Origin of the sequence: Bradyrhizobium rifense (assembly GCF_008123425.1) — a bacterium.
Lineage (GTDB): Bacteria > Pseudomonadota > Alphaproteobacteria > Rhizobiales > Xanthobacteraceae > Bradyrhizobium > Bradyrhizobium rifense.
The window spans coordinates 112803-128136 of record NZ_VSSS01000001.1; the positions used below are offsets into that span (position 1 = coordinate 112803).

General features: G+C 64.4%; 18 protein-coding genes. 5 read left to right on the forward strand and 13 right to left on the reverse strand.

What is annotated here, in order from left to right:
• The first annotated feature begins 64 nt into the window (after positions 1-64).
• The 4 genes from FXB40_RS00500 to FXB40_RS00515 are packed head-to-tail and all read left to right on the forward strand — an operon-like array spanning position 65 to position 2213.
• On the forward strand, positions 65-814 hold the full coding sequence (locus FXB40_RS00500) for a F0F1 ATP synthase subunit A (RefSeq protein ID WP_148770094.1): 750 nt from the start codon (positions 65-67) through the stop codon (positions 812-814).
• A gap of 53 nt (positions 815-867) precedes the next feature.
• Complete coding sequence (locus tag FXB40_RS00505; RefSeq protein WP_007599451.1) at positions 868-1098, forward strand: F0F1 ATP synthase subunit C; 231 nt, start codon at positions 868-870, stop codon at positions 1096-1098.
• 60 nt (positions 1099-1158) lie between these two features.
• Complete coding sequence (locus tag FXB40_RS00510) at positions 1159-1722, forward strand: F0F1 ATP synthase subunit B (RefSeq protein WP_148770096.1); 564 nt, start codon at positions 1159-1161, stop codon at positions 1720-1722.
• A 5-nt stretch (positions 1723-1727) separates the two neighbouring features.
• Entirely contained in the window at positions 1728-2213 is a 486-nt protein-coding gene (locus tag FXB40_RS00515; protein ID WP_148770098.1) for a F0F1 ATP synthase subunit B family protein, read from the forward strand.
• 214 nt (positions 2214-2427) lie between these two features.
• On the opposite strand, the gene FXB40_RS00520 is transcribed toward FXB40_RS00515, so the two are convergent.
• From FXB40_RS00520 to FXB40_RS00540, 5 genes are all read right to left on the reverse strand, one after another.
• Positions 2428-3072 (reverse strand): hypothetical protein, encoded by a 645-nt coding sequence (locus FXB40_RS00520; RefSeq protein ID WP_148770100.1) that lies wholly within the window; start codon positions 3070-3072, stop codon positions 2428-2430.
• Positions 3073-3193: 121 nt separating this feature from the next.
• Positions 3194-3781 carry a GNAT family N-acetyltransferase gene (locus FXB40_RS00525; RefSeq protein ID WP_148770102.1) on the reverse strand — a complete coding sequence of 196 codons (588 nt, stop codon included), beginning with the start codon at positions 3779-3781 and terminating at the stop codon, positions 3194-3196.
• Between the two features lie 37 nt (positions 3782-3818).
• On the reverse strand, positions 3819-5108 hold the full coding sequence (locus FXB40_RS00530) for a M16 family metallopeptidase (RefSeq protein ID WP_148770104.1): 1290 nt from the start codon (positions 5106-5108) through the stop codon (positions 3819-3821).
• Positions 5105-6523, reverse strand: coding sequence for a threonine synthase (gene thrC / locus FXB40_RS00535; RefSeq protein WP_187436572.1), 1419 nt, complete (start codon positions 6521-6523; stop codon positions 5105-5107). The genes FXB40_RS00530 and thrC overlap by 4 nt, the downstream gene beginning before the upstream one ends.
• A gap of 525 nt (positions 6524-7048) precedes the next feature.
• The gene (locus tag FXB40_RS00540) at positions 7049-7693 is read right to left on the reverse strand and encodes a response regulator transcription factor (protein ID WP_148770108.1); all 645 of its coding nucleotides are present in this window, start codon (positions 7691-7693) and stop codon (positions 7049-7051) included.
• Between the two features lie 87 nt (positions 7694-7780).
• On the opposite strand from FXB40_RS00540, the gene FXB40_RS00545 reads away from it, so the two are divergent.
• The gene (locus tag FXB40_RS00545; protein ID WP_148770110.1) at positions 7781-9118 is read left to right on the forward strand and encodes a histidine kinase; all 1338 of its coding nucleotides are present in this window, start codon (positions 7781-7783) and stop codon (positions 9116-9118) included.
• On the opposite strand, the gene FXB40_RS00550 is transcribed toward FXB40_RS00545, so the two are convergent.
• From FXB40_RS00550 to ctaD, 8 genes are all read right to left on the reverse strand, one after another.
• Positions 9115-9480 carry a nuclear transport factor 2 family protein gene (locus FXB40_RS00550; RefSeq protein ID WP_148770112.1) on the reverse strand — a complete coding sequence of 122 codons (366 nt, stop codon included), beginning with the start codon at positions 9478-9480 and terminating at the stop codon, positions 9115-9117. The two genes, FXB40_RS00545 and FXB40_RS00550, sit on opposite strands and share 4 nt — an antisense overlap.
• A 109-nt stretch (positions 9481-9589) precedes the next feature.
• Positions 9590-10354: an SURF1 family protein gene (locus tag FXB40_RS00555; protein ID WP_148770114.1), complete on the reverse strand. Its 765-nt coding sequence runs from the start codon at positions 10352-10354 to the stop codon at positions 9590-9592.
• Positions 10351-10752 (reverse strand): DUF983 domain-containing protein, encoded by a 402-nt coding sequence (locus FXB40_RS00560; RefSeq protein ID WP_148770116.1) that lies wholly within the window; start codon positions 10750-10752, stop codon positions 10351-10353. Before FXB40_RS00560 ends, FXB40_RS00555 begins: the two co-directional genes overlap by 4 nt.
• Before the next feature lie 98 nt (positions 10753-10850).
• Entirely contained in the window at positions 10851-11747 is an 897-nt protein-coding gene (locus FXB40_RS00565; protein WP_148770118.1) for a cytochrome c oxidase subunit 3, read from the reverse strand.
• A gap of 63 nt (positions 11748-11810) precedes the next feature.
• Positions 11811-12458 (reverse strand): cytochrome c oxidase assembly protein, encoded by a 648-nt coding sequence (locus FXB40_RS00570; RefSeq protein WP_148770120.1) that lies wholly within the window; start codon positions 12456-12458, stop codon positions 11811-11813.
• A 5-nt stretch (positions 12459-12463) separates the two neighbouring features.
• Positions 12464-12628 (reverse strand): CoxF protein, encoded by a 165-nt coding sequence (locus FXB40_RS00575; RefSeq protein ID WP_148770122.1) that lies wholly within the window; start codon positions 12626-12628, stop codon positions 12464-12466.
• A 7-nt stretch (positions 12629-12635) separates the two neighbouring features.
• Positions 12636-13580 (reverse strand): heme o synthase, encoded by a 945-nt coding sequence (locus FXB40_RS00580; RefSeq protein WP_148770124.1) that lies wholly within the window; start codon positions 13578-13580, stop codon positions 12636-12638.
• Positions 13581-13641: 61 nt separating this feature from the next.
• Complete coding sequence (gene ctaD / locus FXB40_RS00585; RefSeq protein WP_148770126.1) at positions 13642-15270, reverse strand: cytochrome c oxidase subunit I; 1629 nt, start codon at positions 15268-15270, stop codon at positions 13642-13644.
• Between the last annotated feature and the right edge of the window lie 64 nt (positions 15271-15334).

The following is a 15334-nucleotide window of genomic DNA, read 5'->3' on the forward strand; positions in this document are numbered from 1 at the left end:
GGCCGGCCCGGCCGGCAGACCGAGACACGCCGGCTAGCCCGGCAGACCAAGAGATGCCGCGCTGATGAAAATCGATCCGATCCACCAGTTCAACATCGAGCCTCTCTTCACGATCGGCCATATCGGCAATCAAACGATCGCCTTCACCAATTCGTCGCTCTACATGCTGGTGGCAGTCGCGATCATCTCGCTCCTGATGCTTGCCAGCGGCACGCAGCTGGTTCCCGGCCGCCTCCAGTCGGTCGCCGAAATCTCCTACGAGTTCGTCGCCTCGACCATCCGCTCGACGGCCGGCTCGGAAGGCATGAAGTTCTTCCCGCTGATCTTCTCGCTGTTCATGTTCATCTGCGTCTCGAACCTGGTCGGCATCATCCCCTATACCTTCACGATCTCGAGCCATCTGATCGTGACCGCGGCGCTCGCGCTTTTGGTCTTCTTCACCGTGCTGATCTACGGCGTCGCCAAGAACGGCCTGAAATTCTTCTCGATCTTCGTGCCCCACGGCGTCCCCGGCTACATCCTGCCGCTGGTGATGTTCATCGAGATCCTGTCGTTCTTCCTGCGGCCGGTCTCCCACAGCGTCCGTCTGTTCGCCAACATGCTGGCCGGCCACATCGCGCTGAAGGTGTTCGCGGGCTTCGTCGCCATGCTCGGCTTCTCGCTCGGCGCGCTGGGCTGGTTCGGCGGCGTGCTGCCGCTGGCGCTCACGGTCGCGCTGTACGCTCTCGAGATTCTGGTCGCGTTCCTGCAAGCCTATGTGTTTGCGATCCTGACCTGCATCTACCTCAACGACGCCATTCATCCGGGACACTGAGCGGTCCGGGGAATTTCCACCCAAAACCCAATCTTTCTTCCAAGGAGTCTAAAATGGATCCGGCAGCAGCAAAACTTATCGGCGCGGGCATCGCATGCATCGGCATGGGCGGCGCGGGCGTCGGCGTGGGCGTGATCTTCGGCAACTACCTCGCCGCAGCCGTTCGCAACCCCTCGGCCGCTCAGGGCCAGTTCGGTAACCTGATCTTCGGCTTCGCCGTGACCGAAGCGCTCGGCATTTTCTCCCTGCTGATCGCGCTGCTGCTGCTGTTCGTTCCGCTCTGAGGACGAATTTTCGCGCCGCTTCAACCGAAGCGGCGCGCAGGACGGCAACAGGAGTAATCCATGGCTGAGAGTCATGGCGGGGCGAAAAATCCGGCGGCGGGCGCCCACACCGAGGCCGAAGGCGGTCACGGTGGCGGTTTTCCGCCGTTCGAGAGCAGCACCTATGCTTCACAGCTGGTGTGGCTCGCGATCTTCTTCGTCGCGCTTTACGTGATCGTGTCCAAGCTCGCTCTGCCGAAGGTCGGCGGTGCGATCGAGGCGCGTCAGAACAAGATCGAGGGTGACCTCGCCGAGGCGCAGACGCTGAAGGATCAGTCCGAAGCGGCGCTGAAGGCCTATGAAGGCGAGCTCGCTTCGGCGCGTTCGCGGGCACAGGCGATCGGCAACGAATCCCGCGACAAGGCGAATGCGCAGGCGGAAGCCGAGCGCAAGGCGCTGGAAGAGCAATTGGCGGCCAAGCTCGCCGAGGCGGAAAAGACCATCGCCTCGACCCGTGCGACCGCCATGAGCAACGTCCGCGGCATCGCAGCCGATGCGGCAGGCACCATCGTGCAGCAGCTCACGGGCGTCGTTCCGGATGCAGCGTCGGTCAACGCCGCCGTTGATGCGTCCTTGAAGGGTTAGTCGATATGTTCTTCGATCCTGAAACCTGGGTCGCCATCGCCTTCGTGATCCTGATGGTCGTGTTCGGCTATCTTGGGGTCTTCCAGAAGGCGATGGCTGCGCTCGACCATCGCGCCGACCGCATCAAGGCCGAGCTCGACGACGCGACGCGCCTCAAGCAGGAAGCCGCCAAGGTGCTCGCCGACTACAAGGCGCGCACCGCCTCGGCCGAGCGCGAGGCCGCCGACATCATCGCCAACGCCAGGAGCGAAGCCGAACGCATCGCGACCGAGGCCAAGGCGAAGGTGGAAGACTTCGTCGCCCGCCGCACCAAGACCGCGGAGAGCAAGATCGCGCTCGCCGAGGCTCAGGCGGTGGCCGATGTTCGCGCCGCCGCCGCGGAAGCCGCCGTCCAGGCCGCCTCCACGATCCTGTCGCAGTCGGTCAAGGGCCAGGTCGCCGACGATCTGCTCGCCAAGGGCATCACCGAGGTTCGCCAGAAGCTGAACTGAGCGTAAGAGCCCCATCAATCAAAAAGCCGGCGCCCACGCGCCGGCTTTTTTGTTGGGCAAGATGCTTCCTCATCGTCATGCCCGGGCATAGCCGTCCAAAGGACGGCGTCGCTTCCGCTCGCCTATGTCCCGGGCATCCACGACTTGCTTCCGCGCAACAGGTACGTGGATGGCCGGGACAAGCCCAGCCATGACGGCTGAAAACTTTAGCCGCTTACTTCTTCTTCCGCGCCTTCGGCTCGGGCGACAGCGCCTGCGGGTCGAAGCCGACATAGAAGATGTAGGTATCGGCGACTGCGGCTGAAGGCACCGGATAGGACAGGTCCTCGGCGACGAAGGTGAAGGGCACGCTGCCGCCTTCGGACATCTCGACCGTGGTCCGGTAGGCCTTCGAAGCGATCACTTTCTCGCCGACACCGCCCTGCACCACGGCCACGCGCAAGGGCACCTCGACCGAGTTGGGCGCGCCGGCGGGGCCTGCGATGACGCGGCCCTGGATGCCGATACGCGCGACGATCTCGGCGCCATTACGGGTGCATTCGCGCGCCATCTTGGTGATCGAGGCCTGGAAGCGCACATCGTTGCCGACGGCCGGCTTGCCTGTCGCCCCGACCCCGTAGGTGGACGCTCCGGCGCGCACCGTGACCTGCGGGCAATCGATGTCGTCATCGGCCGCCGGCTGGCCCGGCGCAGGCGCTGGCTTGGCCGGCTCGTCGGATTTGCCGCCGAACAGGCCCTTGAAGCGGTCGGTCAGCGACTGCGCCGCGACCGGCGACATGGAAGCGAATGACACCGACAGCGCCAGCGCGATCACCGGACCCCGCCGCAGCGACTTCCGCAATGAGCGAAGCTCGTTCATAAACGCCTGTACTCCATGACAACAAGCCGGCGGATCGCCGGTGTGATGCGGTTTATATCGCCAATATCGGCGATCCCAAGGCGAGAAAACAAAGCAGGAAAAAGCTGACTTTGGCGCGCGTTCAGCCGCGAAAATCCTCGTGCAGTAGGCCGAACAGCAAATGGTCCTGCCAGACCCCGTTGATGCAGAGATAGCGGCGCGCCAGTCCCTCGCGAGAGAAGCCGCACTTCTCCAGCACCCGGATCGACGGCGCGTTGGTGGGAATGCAGGCGGCCTCGACCCGGTGCAGGTTGAGCTCACCAAACAGCGTCGGCAGCAGCACCCGCAGCGCCGCGGTCATGTAGCCGCGATGGGCGTTGGGCTGGCCGACCCAATAGCCGATGGTGCCGGCCTGGACGATGCCGCGCCGGACATTGGCGAGCGTGATGCCGCCAACCATGGCGCCGTCGAGTTCGCGGAAGATCAGAAAGGGATAGGAGCGGTCCGCGGCGATGTCTTCGGAATAGCGGCGCAGGCGGCGGCGGAAGCCGGAACGGGTCAGGTCGTCGGACGGCCAGATCGGCTCCCACGGCGTCAAATAATCGCGGCTGGTCTCGCGCAGATGCGCCCACTGCAGGAAATCCGACATCTGCGGCGCCCGCAGCAACAATCCGTTGCCGCGGGGGGCGAGAGCAGCAGGTCCACTGGATGGCAGGCGAAAGAGGGCCATGGTGATGCTTCCCGGGGCGGGTCGCCCTGCGCGGCTCCTAATGCAGCCGCGCCTTGGCGCGCGCCTTCGTCAATCCTTCCGCAAAAGACACCGCCGTGTCCAGACCCCTGCCGCTACCCAATGCGACTACCGCAGGGCGGCTGCGCGAAAGCAGTGCACGCGCCGCATCGCGGGTCGATTCGACGCTGACGGCGTCGATCCGGGCCACCAGCTCCTGCGCCGTCTGCGGCCGGCCATAGGCCAGCACGTGCCGGGCGAGCTGCTCGGCGCGCGAGGAGCAGCTCTCCAGCGCCATCAGCAGGCCCGCCTTCATCTGCGCCTTGGCCCGCGCAATCTCGGCCTCGGTCAGGGTCTCGACCGAATCATTCATGATGTCGACCACGACTTCCATCATCTCCGGCGCGTCGGCGGGATCGGTGCCGGTGTAGAGGCCGAAGAAGCCGGTGTCGGTATAGGGCGCGTGGAACGAGTAGATCGAGTAGCAGAGGCCGCGCTTCTCTCGGACTTCCTGGAACAGCCGCGACGACATTCCGCCGCCGAGGATGTTGGTGAAGACCTGGAGCGAGAACAGCGACAAATCCGTCTGCGGCACGCCTTCCAGCGCCAGCGTTAGATGCGCCTGCTCCAGCTCGCGATGCACGACCTTGGCGCCGCCCTTGCCGAACTGAGCTGCCTGCGGCTTCGGCCCCGGCGTCGCGTCAAAACTGGCAAAGCGCTTCTCGACCTCGGCGACGACCTGCATGTGATCGACGGCGCCCGCTGCCGCGACCACCATGTCGGGCCCGCGGTAATGCGTCGAGAGATAGTCGCGCAGCGAGTCGCGGTTGAAGGCGCGCAGGGTCTTGGCAGTGCCGAGCAGCGAGCGGCCCATCGGCTGGTCGGGATAGCAGAGCTCGTTGAGATGCTCGAACACGACGTCGTCGGGCGTGTCCTGGGCCGCGCCGATCTCCTGCACGATGACGTTCTTCTCGCGCTCGAGCTCTTCGGGCTCGAAGGCGGGATTGGCGAGGATGTCGGCAAGCACGTCGAGCGCGAGCGGCACGTCGGCCTTCATCACGCGGGCATAATAGGACGTGGTCTCGGTCGAGGTGCCGGCATTGAGGTCGCCGCCGACCGCCTCGATCTCCTCGACGATCTCGCGCGAGGAGCGCCCGGTCGTGCCCTTGAACGCCATGTGCTCGAGCAGGTGTGAGATGCCATGCTCGTTCGGCTTCTCATCGCGGCCGCCGACGCCGGCCCAGACGCCGAGCGCGGCGGTCTCGAGGTGAGGCATGTTGTCGGTGACGACGGTCAGGCCGGAGGCAAGCTTGGAGATCTCGACGCTCATCCGGCAACTCCCTGTTTTGCGGCACGGCTGACCGACAGCACGAACCGCTCCACCTCGCTCTGATCGTTCTTCATGACCTTCATATGTTCGGATTTGGTCATGAGACCATCGAGCCAGGCCGGCAGTTGCGGCCGCTGGCCACAGGCCGCATCCACGGCGTCGGGGAATTTGGCGGGATGTGCGGTCGAGAGCACGATGTTGGGAACGGTCGTGTCGGTGGTATCGCGATCGGCAACCGCGAGCGCCACGGCGGTGTGGGGATCGACGAGCTCGCCGGCCTCGCGCCAGGCGGCGCGGATCGCAGCCGCAGTCTCGGTCTCGTCGGCGCGACCGGCGTCGAATTCTTCGCGAATCGCAGCGAGCGTGGCGTCGGGCAGGACAAAGCGGCCCGACTGTTTCAGCGAATCCATCAGCCGGCGCAGGCCGGCCGCATCGCGCTTGCCGGCTTCGAACAGCAGCCGCTCGAAATTCGAGGAGATCTGGATGTCCATCGACGGCGAGGCGGTGGCGTGCACCTCGCGCACCTCGTAGATGCCGGTCTTGAGCGTGCGGGCGAGGATGTCATTGACGTTGGCGGCGATACGCAAGGTCCGCACGGGAAGACCCATGCGCTTGGCGACGTAGCCTGCAAAAATATCGCCGAAATTTCCGGTCGGCACGATGAAATCCACCGCGCGCGCCGGTGCGCCGGCGGCGACTGCGGAGGTGAAGTAGTAGACCACCTGCGCGACGATACGGGCCCAGTTGATGGAGTTGACGCCGGACAGCGAGGTCGCATCGCGGAAGCGATGGTTGTTGAACATCCCCTTCACGAGCGCCTGGCAGTCGTCGAAATTGCCCTCGATGGCGAGCGCATGGACATTGGCGGCACCGGTCGTCGTCATCATCCGCCGCTGCACCTCGGAGATGCGGCCGTGCGGAAACAGCACGATGAGATCGACATTCTCCAGACCCGCGAAAGCCTCGACCGCGGCGCCGCCGGTGTCGCCGGAGGTCGCGACCACAATGGTGGTGCGCTGGCCGCGCTTGGCCAGCACATGGTCCATCAGCCGCGAGATCAGCTGCATCGCCACGTCCTTGAAGGCGAGCGTCGGACCGTGGAACAGCTCCAGCACGAATTGATGCGGCGACATCTGGCGCAGCGGCACCACGGCGGGATGACGGAAGGTGGCATAGGCCTCGTTCGCCATGCGGCCGAGGTCTGCGTCGGAAATCTCGCCGCCGACGAAGGGACGGATGACGTCGACCGCGACCTCCCAATAGGGGCGGCCGAAGAAGCCGGCGATGGTCTCGACCGAAAGCTGCGGCCAAGTCACTGGCACATAAAGGCCGCCGTCGCGGGCAAGCCCGGTCAGCATCACGTCGCAGAAGCCAAGCTCAGGGGCCTCGCCCCGGGTCGAAATATAACGAGTCAAACTGCCCTCCAAAGGCCGACCCGACCTGAATGCGGGCCTTAAGCCTTTGATTTCACGATGTTCCTAGTTGATAGCCAGAGGCTTCCGGCACCATAGAGTGTTTTGCGGGGCCGCACCATGCCCAACGAAAAAGGGCTGCGGCGATGCCGCAGCCCCTCTCTTGGAAGGTCTGTCGTTGATGTGTGCAGACCCGGTTTCCGCGTCGGGGCATCGGCCCCAAAAGTCGTTGAGCGAGCTTTCGTCGCCCGTCACGAAATCGTCAAGAAGAAAAACGGCGCGCAACGCCGAATGTTCCTGTTTTTCCCGATGTGCCCCGGCGGGGCCAACGATCAGGCTGCTCGGCGCCCGGTCCTATTGCCCCTTTTTCCCGAATAGATGCACCGGACAAGGAACGAACGCCTCGCCGGCCCATTGTGTCGCCGGAAGGTGTCAGCCGTTGTCCACCATTGCCCGGATGCATGGCGATACCGATCCGTCGGCCGAACCGGCTGCATCCTGGAGCAACCGGTTCGGTCCCTGACGGTGTCAGTTCATCCCGATTTCCACCGCGATCCGGATCAGGTCGGAGTGGTTTTTGGCCCCCAGCTTCTGCTTGAGCAGGGACGTGGTGTTGGCGACGGTCTTGTAGGAGATGCCGAGCGCCTCGGCGACCTCGACGATCTTGTTGCCACGCCCGAGCAGGCGGAGAATTTCCAGCTCCCGGGGCGTCATCTGCGAGGCCGGATTGGCCTTGATCGCGGCACCCGAAAACGTCACGGCCTCCGCGAGCTGCGGCGAGATGAAATTGTCGCCCGCGACCACCTTGCGCACGGCCTTGAGCAGGATCCGGGGATCGTCACCCTTGGAGACGTAGCCCTGCGCACCCAGCTCCACCGCGCGCACCACAAAGGCCGGATCGTCGTTCATGCTGAACATGATGATCTTGGCGTCCGGATCGTCCTTGCGGATCCGGCGCATCAGCTCGAAGCCGGAAACATCGGGCAGGCTGATGTCGATCACGGTCACGTCGGGCCGCTTGCTGACATAGGCACGATGGCCTGATTTCGCGTCGGTCGCCTCGTCGATCCGAATCGAATGGTCGGATGCGAAAAGGGTGCGGCAACCGGACAGCACCACGGGATGATCGTCGACGATCAGGACCCTGGTCGCCGGCTTGGCGGTATCTTGCATCGCGCGCTCTCTTGTTTTCTGGACTCATAGACCGGCGGGAACAAATGGAAAGAGAAAATCCCGCCAATGCGCGTTAGAATTGACCTAATGTGGCACCGCCCCTCCTTCAGAACCCAGCTGTTTCTTCCGCTCGGCGTAATGTTCATCGCAGCTCTGCTGATGGGCGGCATTCTCCTGCACGTTTTCACAACCGGCCAGCTCGCCGAAGAGAACGAGCCGGCACAGCGATCGACCCGGGCGGTCGCCGAGGCCCTGAACAGCGTCCTGCGGTCGTCCGAGAATCCGCGCAGGACTCTCGACGACTTTGTCCGGATGCTGGACGCATCGTCGGATATCCAGTTCCATTCCGCGGAAGCTGGTTCTCCCCCGTTTGCGCCGAGGCCTCTGCAGGGTCCGCATAGCCCGCCGAGATGGTTCATCGATCTCCTCACCATCCCTGACCTGCATATCGCATTCCCCGTTACCATCGGCGGGGAACACGTCGGCGACATCGTGTTCTCGCCCGATCTGTCGGCTGCGCTGTTTGAGACATGGGCGGGCTTCCTGGCGCTCGCCGGCTTCGTCGTCGCGCTGGCGGGACTGACCGCGGTCATTGCCTACGCGTTCGCAGGCTCGGCCCTGCGTCCGCTGCAAGATCTCGGCGCGGGCCTCACCCGTATCCGGCGCGGCGATTATGCGACGCCGATTCCGGTCGCCGGCCCGCCGGAAATCCGGCAGAGCTGCGAGGAAGCCAACGCGCTGGCAACGACACTCGTGCAATTGAGCCAGGACAATCGTGACCTGTTGCATCGCCTGGTGTCGCTGCAGGACAATGAGCGGCGCGATCTCGCCCGCGAGCTGCACGACGAGCTTGGGCCGCTGCTGTTCAGCATCCGCGCCGGCACGATCGCGCTGAGCGAAGCCTCCCCGCAAACGGGAAATCTCGGCAACTCCGTGCAGGAGGTAATGCGATCGGTCGAGGCGCTGCAGCAGACCAACCGCCGCATCCTCGACCGGCTGCGGCCGCTCTACATCGAGGAATTGGGACTCGAGGCCAGCGTGCAGACGCTGCTGCGGAATTTTCGCAAGCAGGCGCCGCATATCGGCCTTACTGCGACGATCGATCCTGATCTCAACGAGCTCGAAGGGCCGCTGGCCCAGACCGTCTACCGCGTGACCCAGGAGGCATTGACCAACGTGCTGCGCCACGCCGGAGCGCGCAACGCCCATGTGGAGACGGCGATTGCCGGCGATGTCCTCGCGGTCGAAATCTCGGACGATGGCAGCGGCTTTCCCGCCGACAATGTCTTCGGCCGCGGCTTGACCGGCATGCATGAACGGGTGCGCGCACTCAGCGGATCGCTGTCACTGCTGCGGGCGGACGAACGAACCTATGTGCGCTGCCGCCTGCCGCTTGGCGAAGTCCGCGACGCGATCACCAGTTAGCACGCGCCGCAATCGTGCGGACGCTGCTGCGCCGGCTCGCACAGCGTGCTGTATATCTTGCCTTCCGCGCTGAAGCGAAACGAGGCGCGGATGCGCAGTGCGCCCGCGACGGAATATTCGAGATCGATGCCGTTCTGCGCGGGATGGATTTCCTCCAGGCCGAAGCCCGCCGAGGAGAAGGCGCTGAGTTTCGGTCCCCAATAGGTTTCGAGCTCGCGCCGGCCGCGATAGAGATGCCTGCCGTTGCACGTGCACTGCAGCTCGGCATCGTCGGCATAGAGGTCGAGCAGCGTCGCGAGGTCACCCTTGCGGCAGGCATCTACCCAATCGACAACAAGTCCCATCTGATCGAAATCGCGCACGCCAGCAATCCTGTTTGCCGCGGAAAAAATTCAGAGGCGGCTTAAGATCACCCTCGTGAATATGCGCTGAATAATAAAGACCGGGCGATACCGGGTTCCTTCCGGGAACTTACGGATTCGTTTCGCTCTGCCGTCGTCCACGCACCCAGACCGCAAATGCAATCAGCACCGCGCCTGCAAGCGCGAACCAGGTGATCGCGTATTGCAGATGATCGTCTTTCAAATTCACGTCCAGCGGCCCCGGACGTGGAATGTTGTTCTCGGGCGCCGGCTGCTCGAGGTCGACGTAGAACGGCGCGACCGCGCCCCAGCCAAGCGCGCTAGCGATCGCCAGATGATCGCGCACGAACCACAGTCGCTTGTCCCGGTTCTCGGCCGGCGTCAGCCATCCCGGTGCTTCCGGAAAGCGCAGATAGCCGGTGAGCGCGACCGGGCCGCCGGTGACGAGCTTCTTCACCGCGCGATCCTCGACGCTGCGCTCCTGCATCGTGTTCTCGACGAAGCCCGCATCGATCACCACGATCTCACCGCTCGGAAGACGCGCCGGCAGGAAGGCCCAGGTGCCGGGGCCGGAGGCATCCTTGCGCACGGCTGAGCCGGACGAATAGACCATCGCATCCGGCGCAGCCGCATAGGCTGCGGTGAAGCTGACGCGGCGAAATTCGTCGCGCGCTGGCGTCAGCGCGGCCCATTGCGCTGGCGGCGGCAGCGCGACGGGTGCGGCCGCGAGACGCTCCGTGAGTGCGGCGATCAGCTCGTGCTTGGCGGTACGGCGCTGCAATTGCCAGACACCGAGTGCAACGAAGACCGCGGTCAGCAGAAGCGTGAACAGCGTGAAGCCGGCCACGCGGGGCTTGCGTGCGGCTTCGTTCATTTCGCGCGGTCGACCAGCCGGCCAGGTGCTGCCTTGTGGTGGAATTGCAGCGCGATCAGCAGCGATTTCATGGAGCGTAATGGCAGAAGCGTGGTTGCTAGGATCAGCGGCAGCCACAGCACTGCATGCAGCCAGTACGGCGGCTGATATTTGACCTCGACGACGAGCGCGCAGCCGACCACGATCGCGCCGGCCAGCATGATGATGAAGATCGCCGGACCGTCACCGGCATCGATGAAGGCGTAGTCGAGGCCGCAACGGTTACAGGATGGTGCGAGCGTCAGGAAGCCCGCATAGAGCTTGCCCTCGCCGCAGCGCGGGCATTTGCAGGCGAGCCCGCGCAGTGCGCTCTGCAGGACGGTGGGCTGGATCTCAGGCGTGCCGGCGGTTTCGTTCATGACGCGCAAGCCTATCACAGTTTGAGCCGAGGCCCCCGGCCGATGGAAAGCGAAAGGGCGGCCCTGCGGCCGCCCTCTCCAGATCGATTGGACGCGGCTCAGTGCGCGCCGTGAGCCATGGCCTCGGCGCCGTGTCCCCAGACATAGATGCACAGGAACAGGAACAGCCACACCACGTCGACGAAGTGCCAGTACCAGGCGGCGAACTCGAAGCCGAGATGCTGCGTCGGCGTGAAGTGGCCGGCATAGGCGCGGAACAGGCAGACCAGCAGGAAGATGGTGCCGACCAGCACGTGGAAACCGTGGAAGCCGGTCGCCATGAAGAAGGTCGCACCGTAGACGTTGCCGCCGAACGAGAACGCCGCGTGGCTGTACTCATAGGCCTGCACGCAGGTGAAGGTCGCGCCCAGGAGGACGGTGAGGATCAGGCCGTACTTCAGGCCCTGGCGGTCGTTCTCGAGCAGCGCGTGATGTGCCCAGGTGACTGTGGTGCCGGAGGTGAGCAGGATCAGCGTGTTCAGCAGCGGCAGATGCCAGGGATCGAAGGTCTCGATGCCATGCGGCGGCCAGGTGCCCGGCACCGAGCAGGCGCCGGCGGCGGTGCCGAGACCACAGCCGAACACGGCGTCACGGGTGGCGTGAACGGCATCGGCCGGAAACAGCGCAGCGTTAAAATAGGCCCAGAACCACGCAACGAAGAACATCACCTCGGAGGCGATGAACAGGATCATGCCGTAGCGATGGCTGATCTGTACGACCCGGGTATGGTCGCCCTTGTACTGGGCTTCCTTGATCACATCGCCCCACCAGCTCGCCATGGTGTAGAGCACGCCGACGGTGCCGATACCGAAGATGATCGGCGCGGCAGAGACCATGTGGTGCATCCAGGTGATCGCGCCGACCGCCATGATGAAGGCCGAGATGGAGCCGACCACCGGCCACGGAGAGGGATCGACCAAGTGGTAGTCGTGATGCTTGCCTTGCGCGGTAGCCATTGCGGTCTCTCTCCTCAATCCCGTGCCTGTCCGGCACTTATCCCCTTATTCCAACCCTGAGCGTCAACCCGGCGGCTGGAGATTTCCCTTGCGTTTGTCGTCATCCCCGGATGCGAGCGGCTTCACCACTGGATCCTTCACCGGATAGAACGTGTAGGACAGCGTGATGGTGCCGAGCCCGTCATTGTCGTGGTCGTCGACGATCGACGGATCGACGTAGAACACCACGGGCATCTCGCGCTTCTCGCCGGGCGCCATGGTCTGCTCGGTGAAGCAGAAGCAGTTGATCTTCTGGAAATAGGATCCGACCGTCAGCGGCGCGACATTGTAGGCGGCTTGCCCGGAGGTGGTGCGCGCGGCCTGGTTGGTCACGGTGTAGTAGATCGTGGTGACCTGACCGATATTGACCTCGACCTCGGTCTGCTCAGGCTCGAACTTCCAGGGCAGACCGGGCGCGACGTTGGAATCGAAGCGCACCGCGATCTTGCGTGCGATCGGGCCGGTCGCAGGCGCCGAGGTCGCGACCTGGGTCGTGCCGTTGAAGCCGGTGGCGCGGCAGAACCAGTTGTAGAACGGCACCGCCGCATAGGACGCGCCGACCATCAGCGCGACCACGCCGCCGCAGATCGAAGCGACCAACGCGTCGCGACCCAAACCACGGCGCACCGCCTTTGGGGTCACGTCCTGCGATATGGTCGGCTCTCGATCCATCTCTCTCACATTGGCCGAACTAGAACCGCCGGTCCCTTGACCATGGTGACGGCGAAAAACAGGATGACGAGAACACCGAGCGCAAGCGCGATCGCGATCGAGCGCTGACGACGGCTCTTCTGCTGCGCCTCGGTGAGGACGATTCCATCTGGCTCGGGTTTGTCAGCCATCCCAGCCTCATGCGCCCCCGACCATCGGAGCAACCGCGCGGTACACGACCTCGGCCAGCAAGGTCGCAAACAGCGCGAACAGGTACAGGATCGAGAAGGCAAACAGTTTTCGCGTCGCGCGCAGCGACTGGCTGCGTTCGCGGCGGATATAGACGTTGATGGCGAGCACCAGCATGCCGGCGCCGAGCACCAGCGAGGTGACGCCGTAGATGGCATCGAAATAGCCGAGCGCCCAGGGCGCGGCAGCCACTGCGATCAGCACGATGGTGTAGAGCAGGATCTGGAGACGGGTCGCGTCGGGGCCGGCGACGTTGGGCAGCATCGGAATGCCGGCGCGGGCATAGTCGTCGGAGCGGAACAGCGCCAGCGCCCAGAAGTGCGGCGGCGTCCAGAAGAAGATGATGGCAAACAGCAGCAGCGGCTCGACGTCGACCGTCCCGGTGACGGAAGCCCAGGCCACCACCGGCGGCAGCGCGCCGGCGGCGCCGCCGATCACGATGTTCTGCGCGGTCCTGCGCTTCAGGCCCATCGTGTAGATCACGACGTAAAAGAAGATGGTGAAGGCGAGCAGCGCGCCCGCGATCCAGTTGACGAGGATGCCGAGCGTCATCACCGAGAAGAAGGCGAGCGTCATGCCGAACGTCATCGCCTCGGGCCGGGTGATGCGGCCGCGCGGGATCGGGCGGTTCGCCGTGCGCGACATCTTGGCGTCGATGTCGCCCTCGAGCGCCATGTTGAGCGCGCCGGAGGCGCCGGCGCCGACCGCGATGCAGAGCAGTGAGGTGATCGCGAGCACCCAGTGGAAGTGCCCCGGCGCCATCGCCATCCCGACCAGTGCGGTGAAGATCACGAGCGACATCACCCGCGGCTTCAGCAGCGCGAGATAGTCGCCGACCTCCGCCTCGGAGATGCGGGGATTGATATCGATGGCGTTCTGGTCGAGGACGGACACTAATTCAACTCGCTTCGTTATAGAGCCGCGGCGCCCGTTACGGGCGCCGCGGGAGTTACGATTACTGCACGCGGGGCAGCACTTCGAACTGGTGGAAGGGCGGCGGAGAGGGCAGCGTCCACTCCAGCGTGGTGGCGCCCGCACCCCAGGGATTGTCACCCGCAGGGACCTTCTTCATGAAGGCGTCGAGCACGCAGTAGAGGAAGATCAAGACGCCGAAGCCGGAGATGTAGGAGCCGATCGACGAGATCAGGTTCCAGCCGGCGAACGCATCCGGATAGTCGACATAGCGGCGCGGCATGCCCGACAGGCCGAGGAAGTGCTGCGGGAAGAACACCAGGTTGACGCCGACGAAGGTGAACCAGAAGTGCGCCTTGGCCAGCGTCTCGTTGTACATGTAGCCCGACATCTTCGGGAACCAGTAGTACCAGCCGGCGAAGATCGCGAACACCGCGCCGAGCGACAGCACGTAGTGGAAGTGGGCGACGACGTAGTAGGTCTCCTGGAGCACGCGGTCGACGCCGGCATTCGCCAGCACGACGCCAGTGACGCCACCGACCGTGAACAGGAAGATGAAGCCCACCGCCCAGATCATCGGCGCGCGAAAATCAATCGAGCCGCCCCACATCGTGGCGATCCAGGAGAAGATCTTCACGCCGGTCGGAACCGCGATCACCATCGTGGCGGCGACGAAATAGGCCTGCGTCGCCGACGACATGCCGACCGTGTACATGTGATGCGCCCACACCACGAAGCCGATGCCGCCGATCGCGACCATGGCGTAGGCCATGCCGAGATAGCCGAACACGGGCTTGCGCGAGAAAGTCGAGACGATCTGGCTGATCATGCCGAAGCCGGGCAGGATCAGGATGTACACTTCGGGGTGGCCGAAGAACCAGAACAGATGCTGGAACAGCACGGGATCGCCGCCGCCGTCAGGCGAGAAGAAGCTGGTGCCGAAGTTGCGGTCAGTCAGCAGCATGGTGATCGCACCGGCAAGCACCGGCAGCGACAGCAGCAGCAGGAACACCGTCACCAGGATCGACCACACGAACAGCGGCATCTTGTGCAGGGTCATGCCCGGCGCGCGCATGTTGAAGATGGTGGTGATGAAGTTGATGGCACCGAGGATCGACGAAGCGCCCGCCAGATGGAGCGAGAGGATCGCGAAGTCGACGGCCGGGCCCGGATGGCCGGAGCTCGACAGCGGCGCATACATGGTCCAGCCGGCGCCGACACCGTTCGCGCCCGGCTCACCCTCGACAAAGGTCGACATCAGCAGCAGACCGAACGAGGCCGGCAGCAGCCAGAACGAGATGTTGTTCATGCGCGGGAACGCCATGTCAGGCGCACCGATCATCAGCGGCACGAACCAGTTGCCGAAGCCGCCGATCATCGCGGGCATGACCATGAAGAAGATCATGATCAGGCCGTGCGAGGTCACGAACACGTTATAGGTGTGCGTTTCGTGGAATATCTGCACGCCCGGATACATCAACTCGGCACGGATCGCGATCGACATCGCGGCACCGATGATGCCGGCGATGACCGCGAAGATCAGGTACATCGTGCCGATGTCCTTGTGATTGGTCGAATAGACGTAGCGCCGCCATCCGGTCGGATGGGCGTGCTCGTGGTCATGTCCGTGGTCTTGCGCGTGATCGCCGTGTGCCGCTGCGCTCGTTGCCATTGTCAAATCCTGCCTTGCGTCCCATTCGGACCTTTGGAGGTCCCGCCCTTTATGTCGCTTTCAG

Bases quoted from the DNA above. Each gene is read 5' to 3' on its own strand.
- FXB40_RS00500 (WP_148770094.1), top strand. From the start codon at position 65: ATGAAAATCGATCCGATCCACCAGTTCAACATCGAGCCTCTCTTCACG.
- FXB40_RS00505 (WP_007599451.1), top strand. From the start codon at position 868: ATGGATCCGGCAGCAGCAAAACTTATCGGCGCGGGCATCGCATGCATC.
- FXB40_RS00510 (WP_148770096.1), top strand. From the start codon at position 1,159: ATGGCTGAGAGTCATGGCGGGGCGAAAAATCCGGCGGCGGGCGCCCAC.
- FXB40_RS00515 (WP_148770098.1), top strand. From the start codon at position 1,728: ATGTTCTTCGATCCTGAAACCTGGGTCGCCATCGCCTTCGTGATCCTG.
- FXB40_RS00520 (WP_148770100.1), bottom strand. From the start codon at position 3,072: ATGAACGAGCTTCGCTCATTGCGGAAGTCGCTGCGGCGGGGTCCGGTG.
- FXB40_RS00525 (WP_148770102.1), bottom strand. From the start codon at position 3,781: ATGGCCCTCTTTCGCCTGCCATCCAGTGGACCTGCTGCTCTCGCCCCC.
- FXB40_RS00530 (WP_148770104.1), bottom strand. From the start codon at position 5,108: ATGAGCGTCGAGATCTCCAAGCTTGCCTCCGGCCTGACCGTCGTCACC.
- FXB40_RS00540 (WP_148770108.1), bottom strand. From the start codon at position 7,693: ATGCAAGATACCGCCAAGCCGGCGACCAGGGTCCTGATCGTCGACGAT.
- FXB40_RS00545 (WP_148770110.1), top strand. From the start codon at position 7,781: ATGTGGCACCGCCCCTCCTTCAGAACCCAGCTGTTTCTTCCGCTCGGC.
- FXB40_RS00555 (WP_148770114.1), bottom strand. From the start codon at position 10,354: ATGAACGAAGCCGCACGCAAGCCCCGCGTGGCCGGCTTCACGCTGTTC.
- FXB40_RS00560 (WP_148770116.1), bottom strand. From the start codon at position 10,752: ATGAACGAAACCGCCGGCACGCCTGAGATCCAGCCCACCGTCCTGCAG.
- FXB40_RS00565 (WP_148770118.1), bottom strand. From the start codon at position 11,747: ATGGCTACCGCGCAAGGCAAGCATCACGACTACCACTTGGTCGATCCC.
- FXB40_RS00570 (WP_148770120.1), bottom strand. From the start codon at position 12,458: ATGGATCGAGAGCCGACCATATCGCAGGACGTGACCCCAAAGGCGGTG.
- FXB40_RS00575 (WP_148770122.1), bottom strand. From the start codon at position 12,628: ATGGCTGACAAACCCGAGCCAGATGGAATCGTCCTCACCGAGGCGCAG.
- ctaD (WP_148770126.1), bottom strand. From the start codon at position 15,270: ATGGCAACGAGCGCAGCGGCACACGGCGATCACGCGCAAGACCACGGA.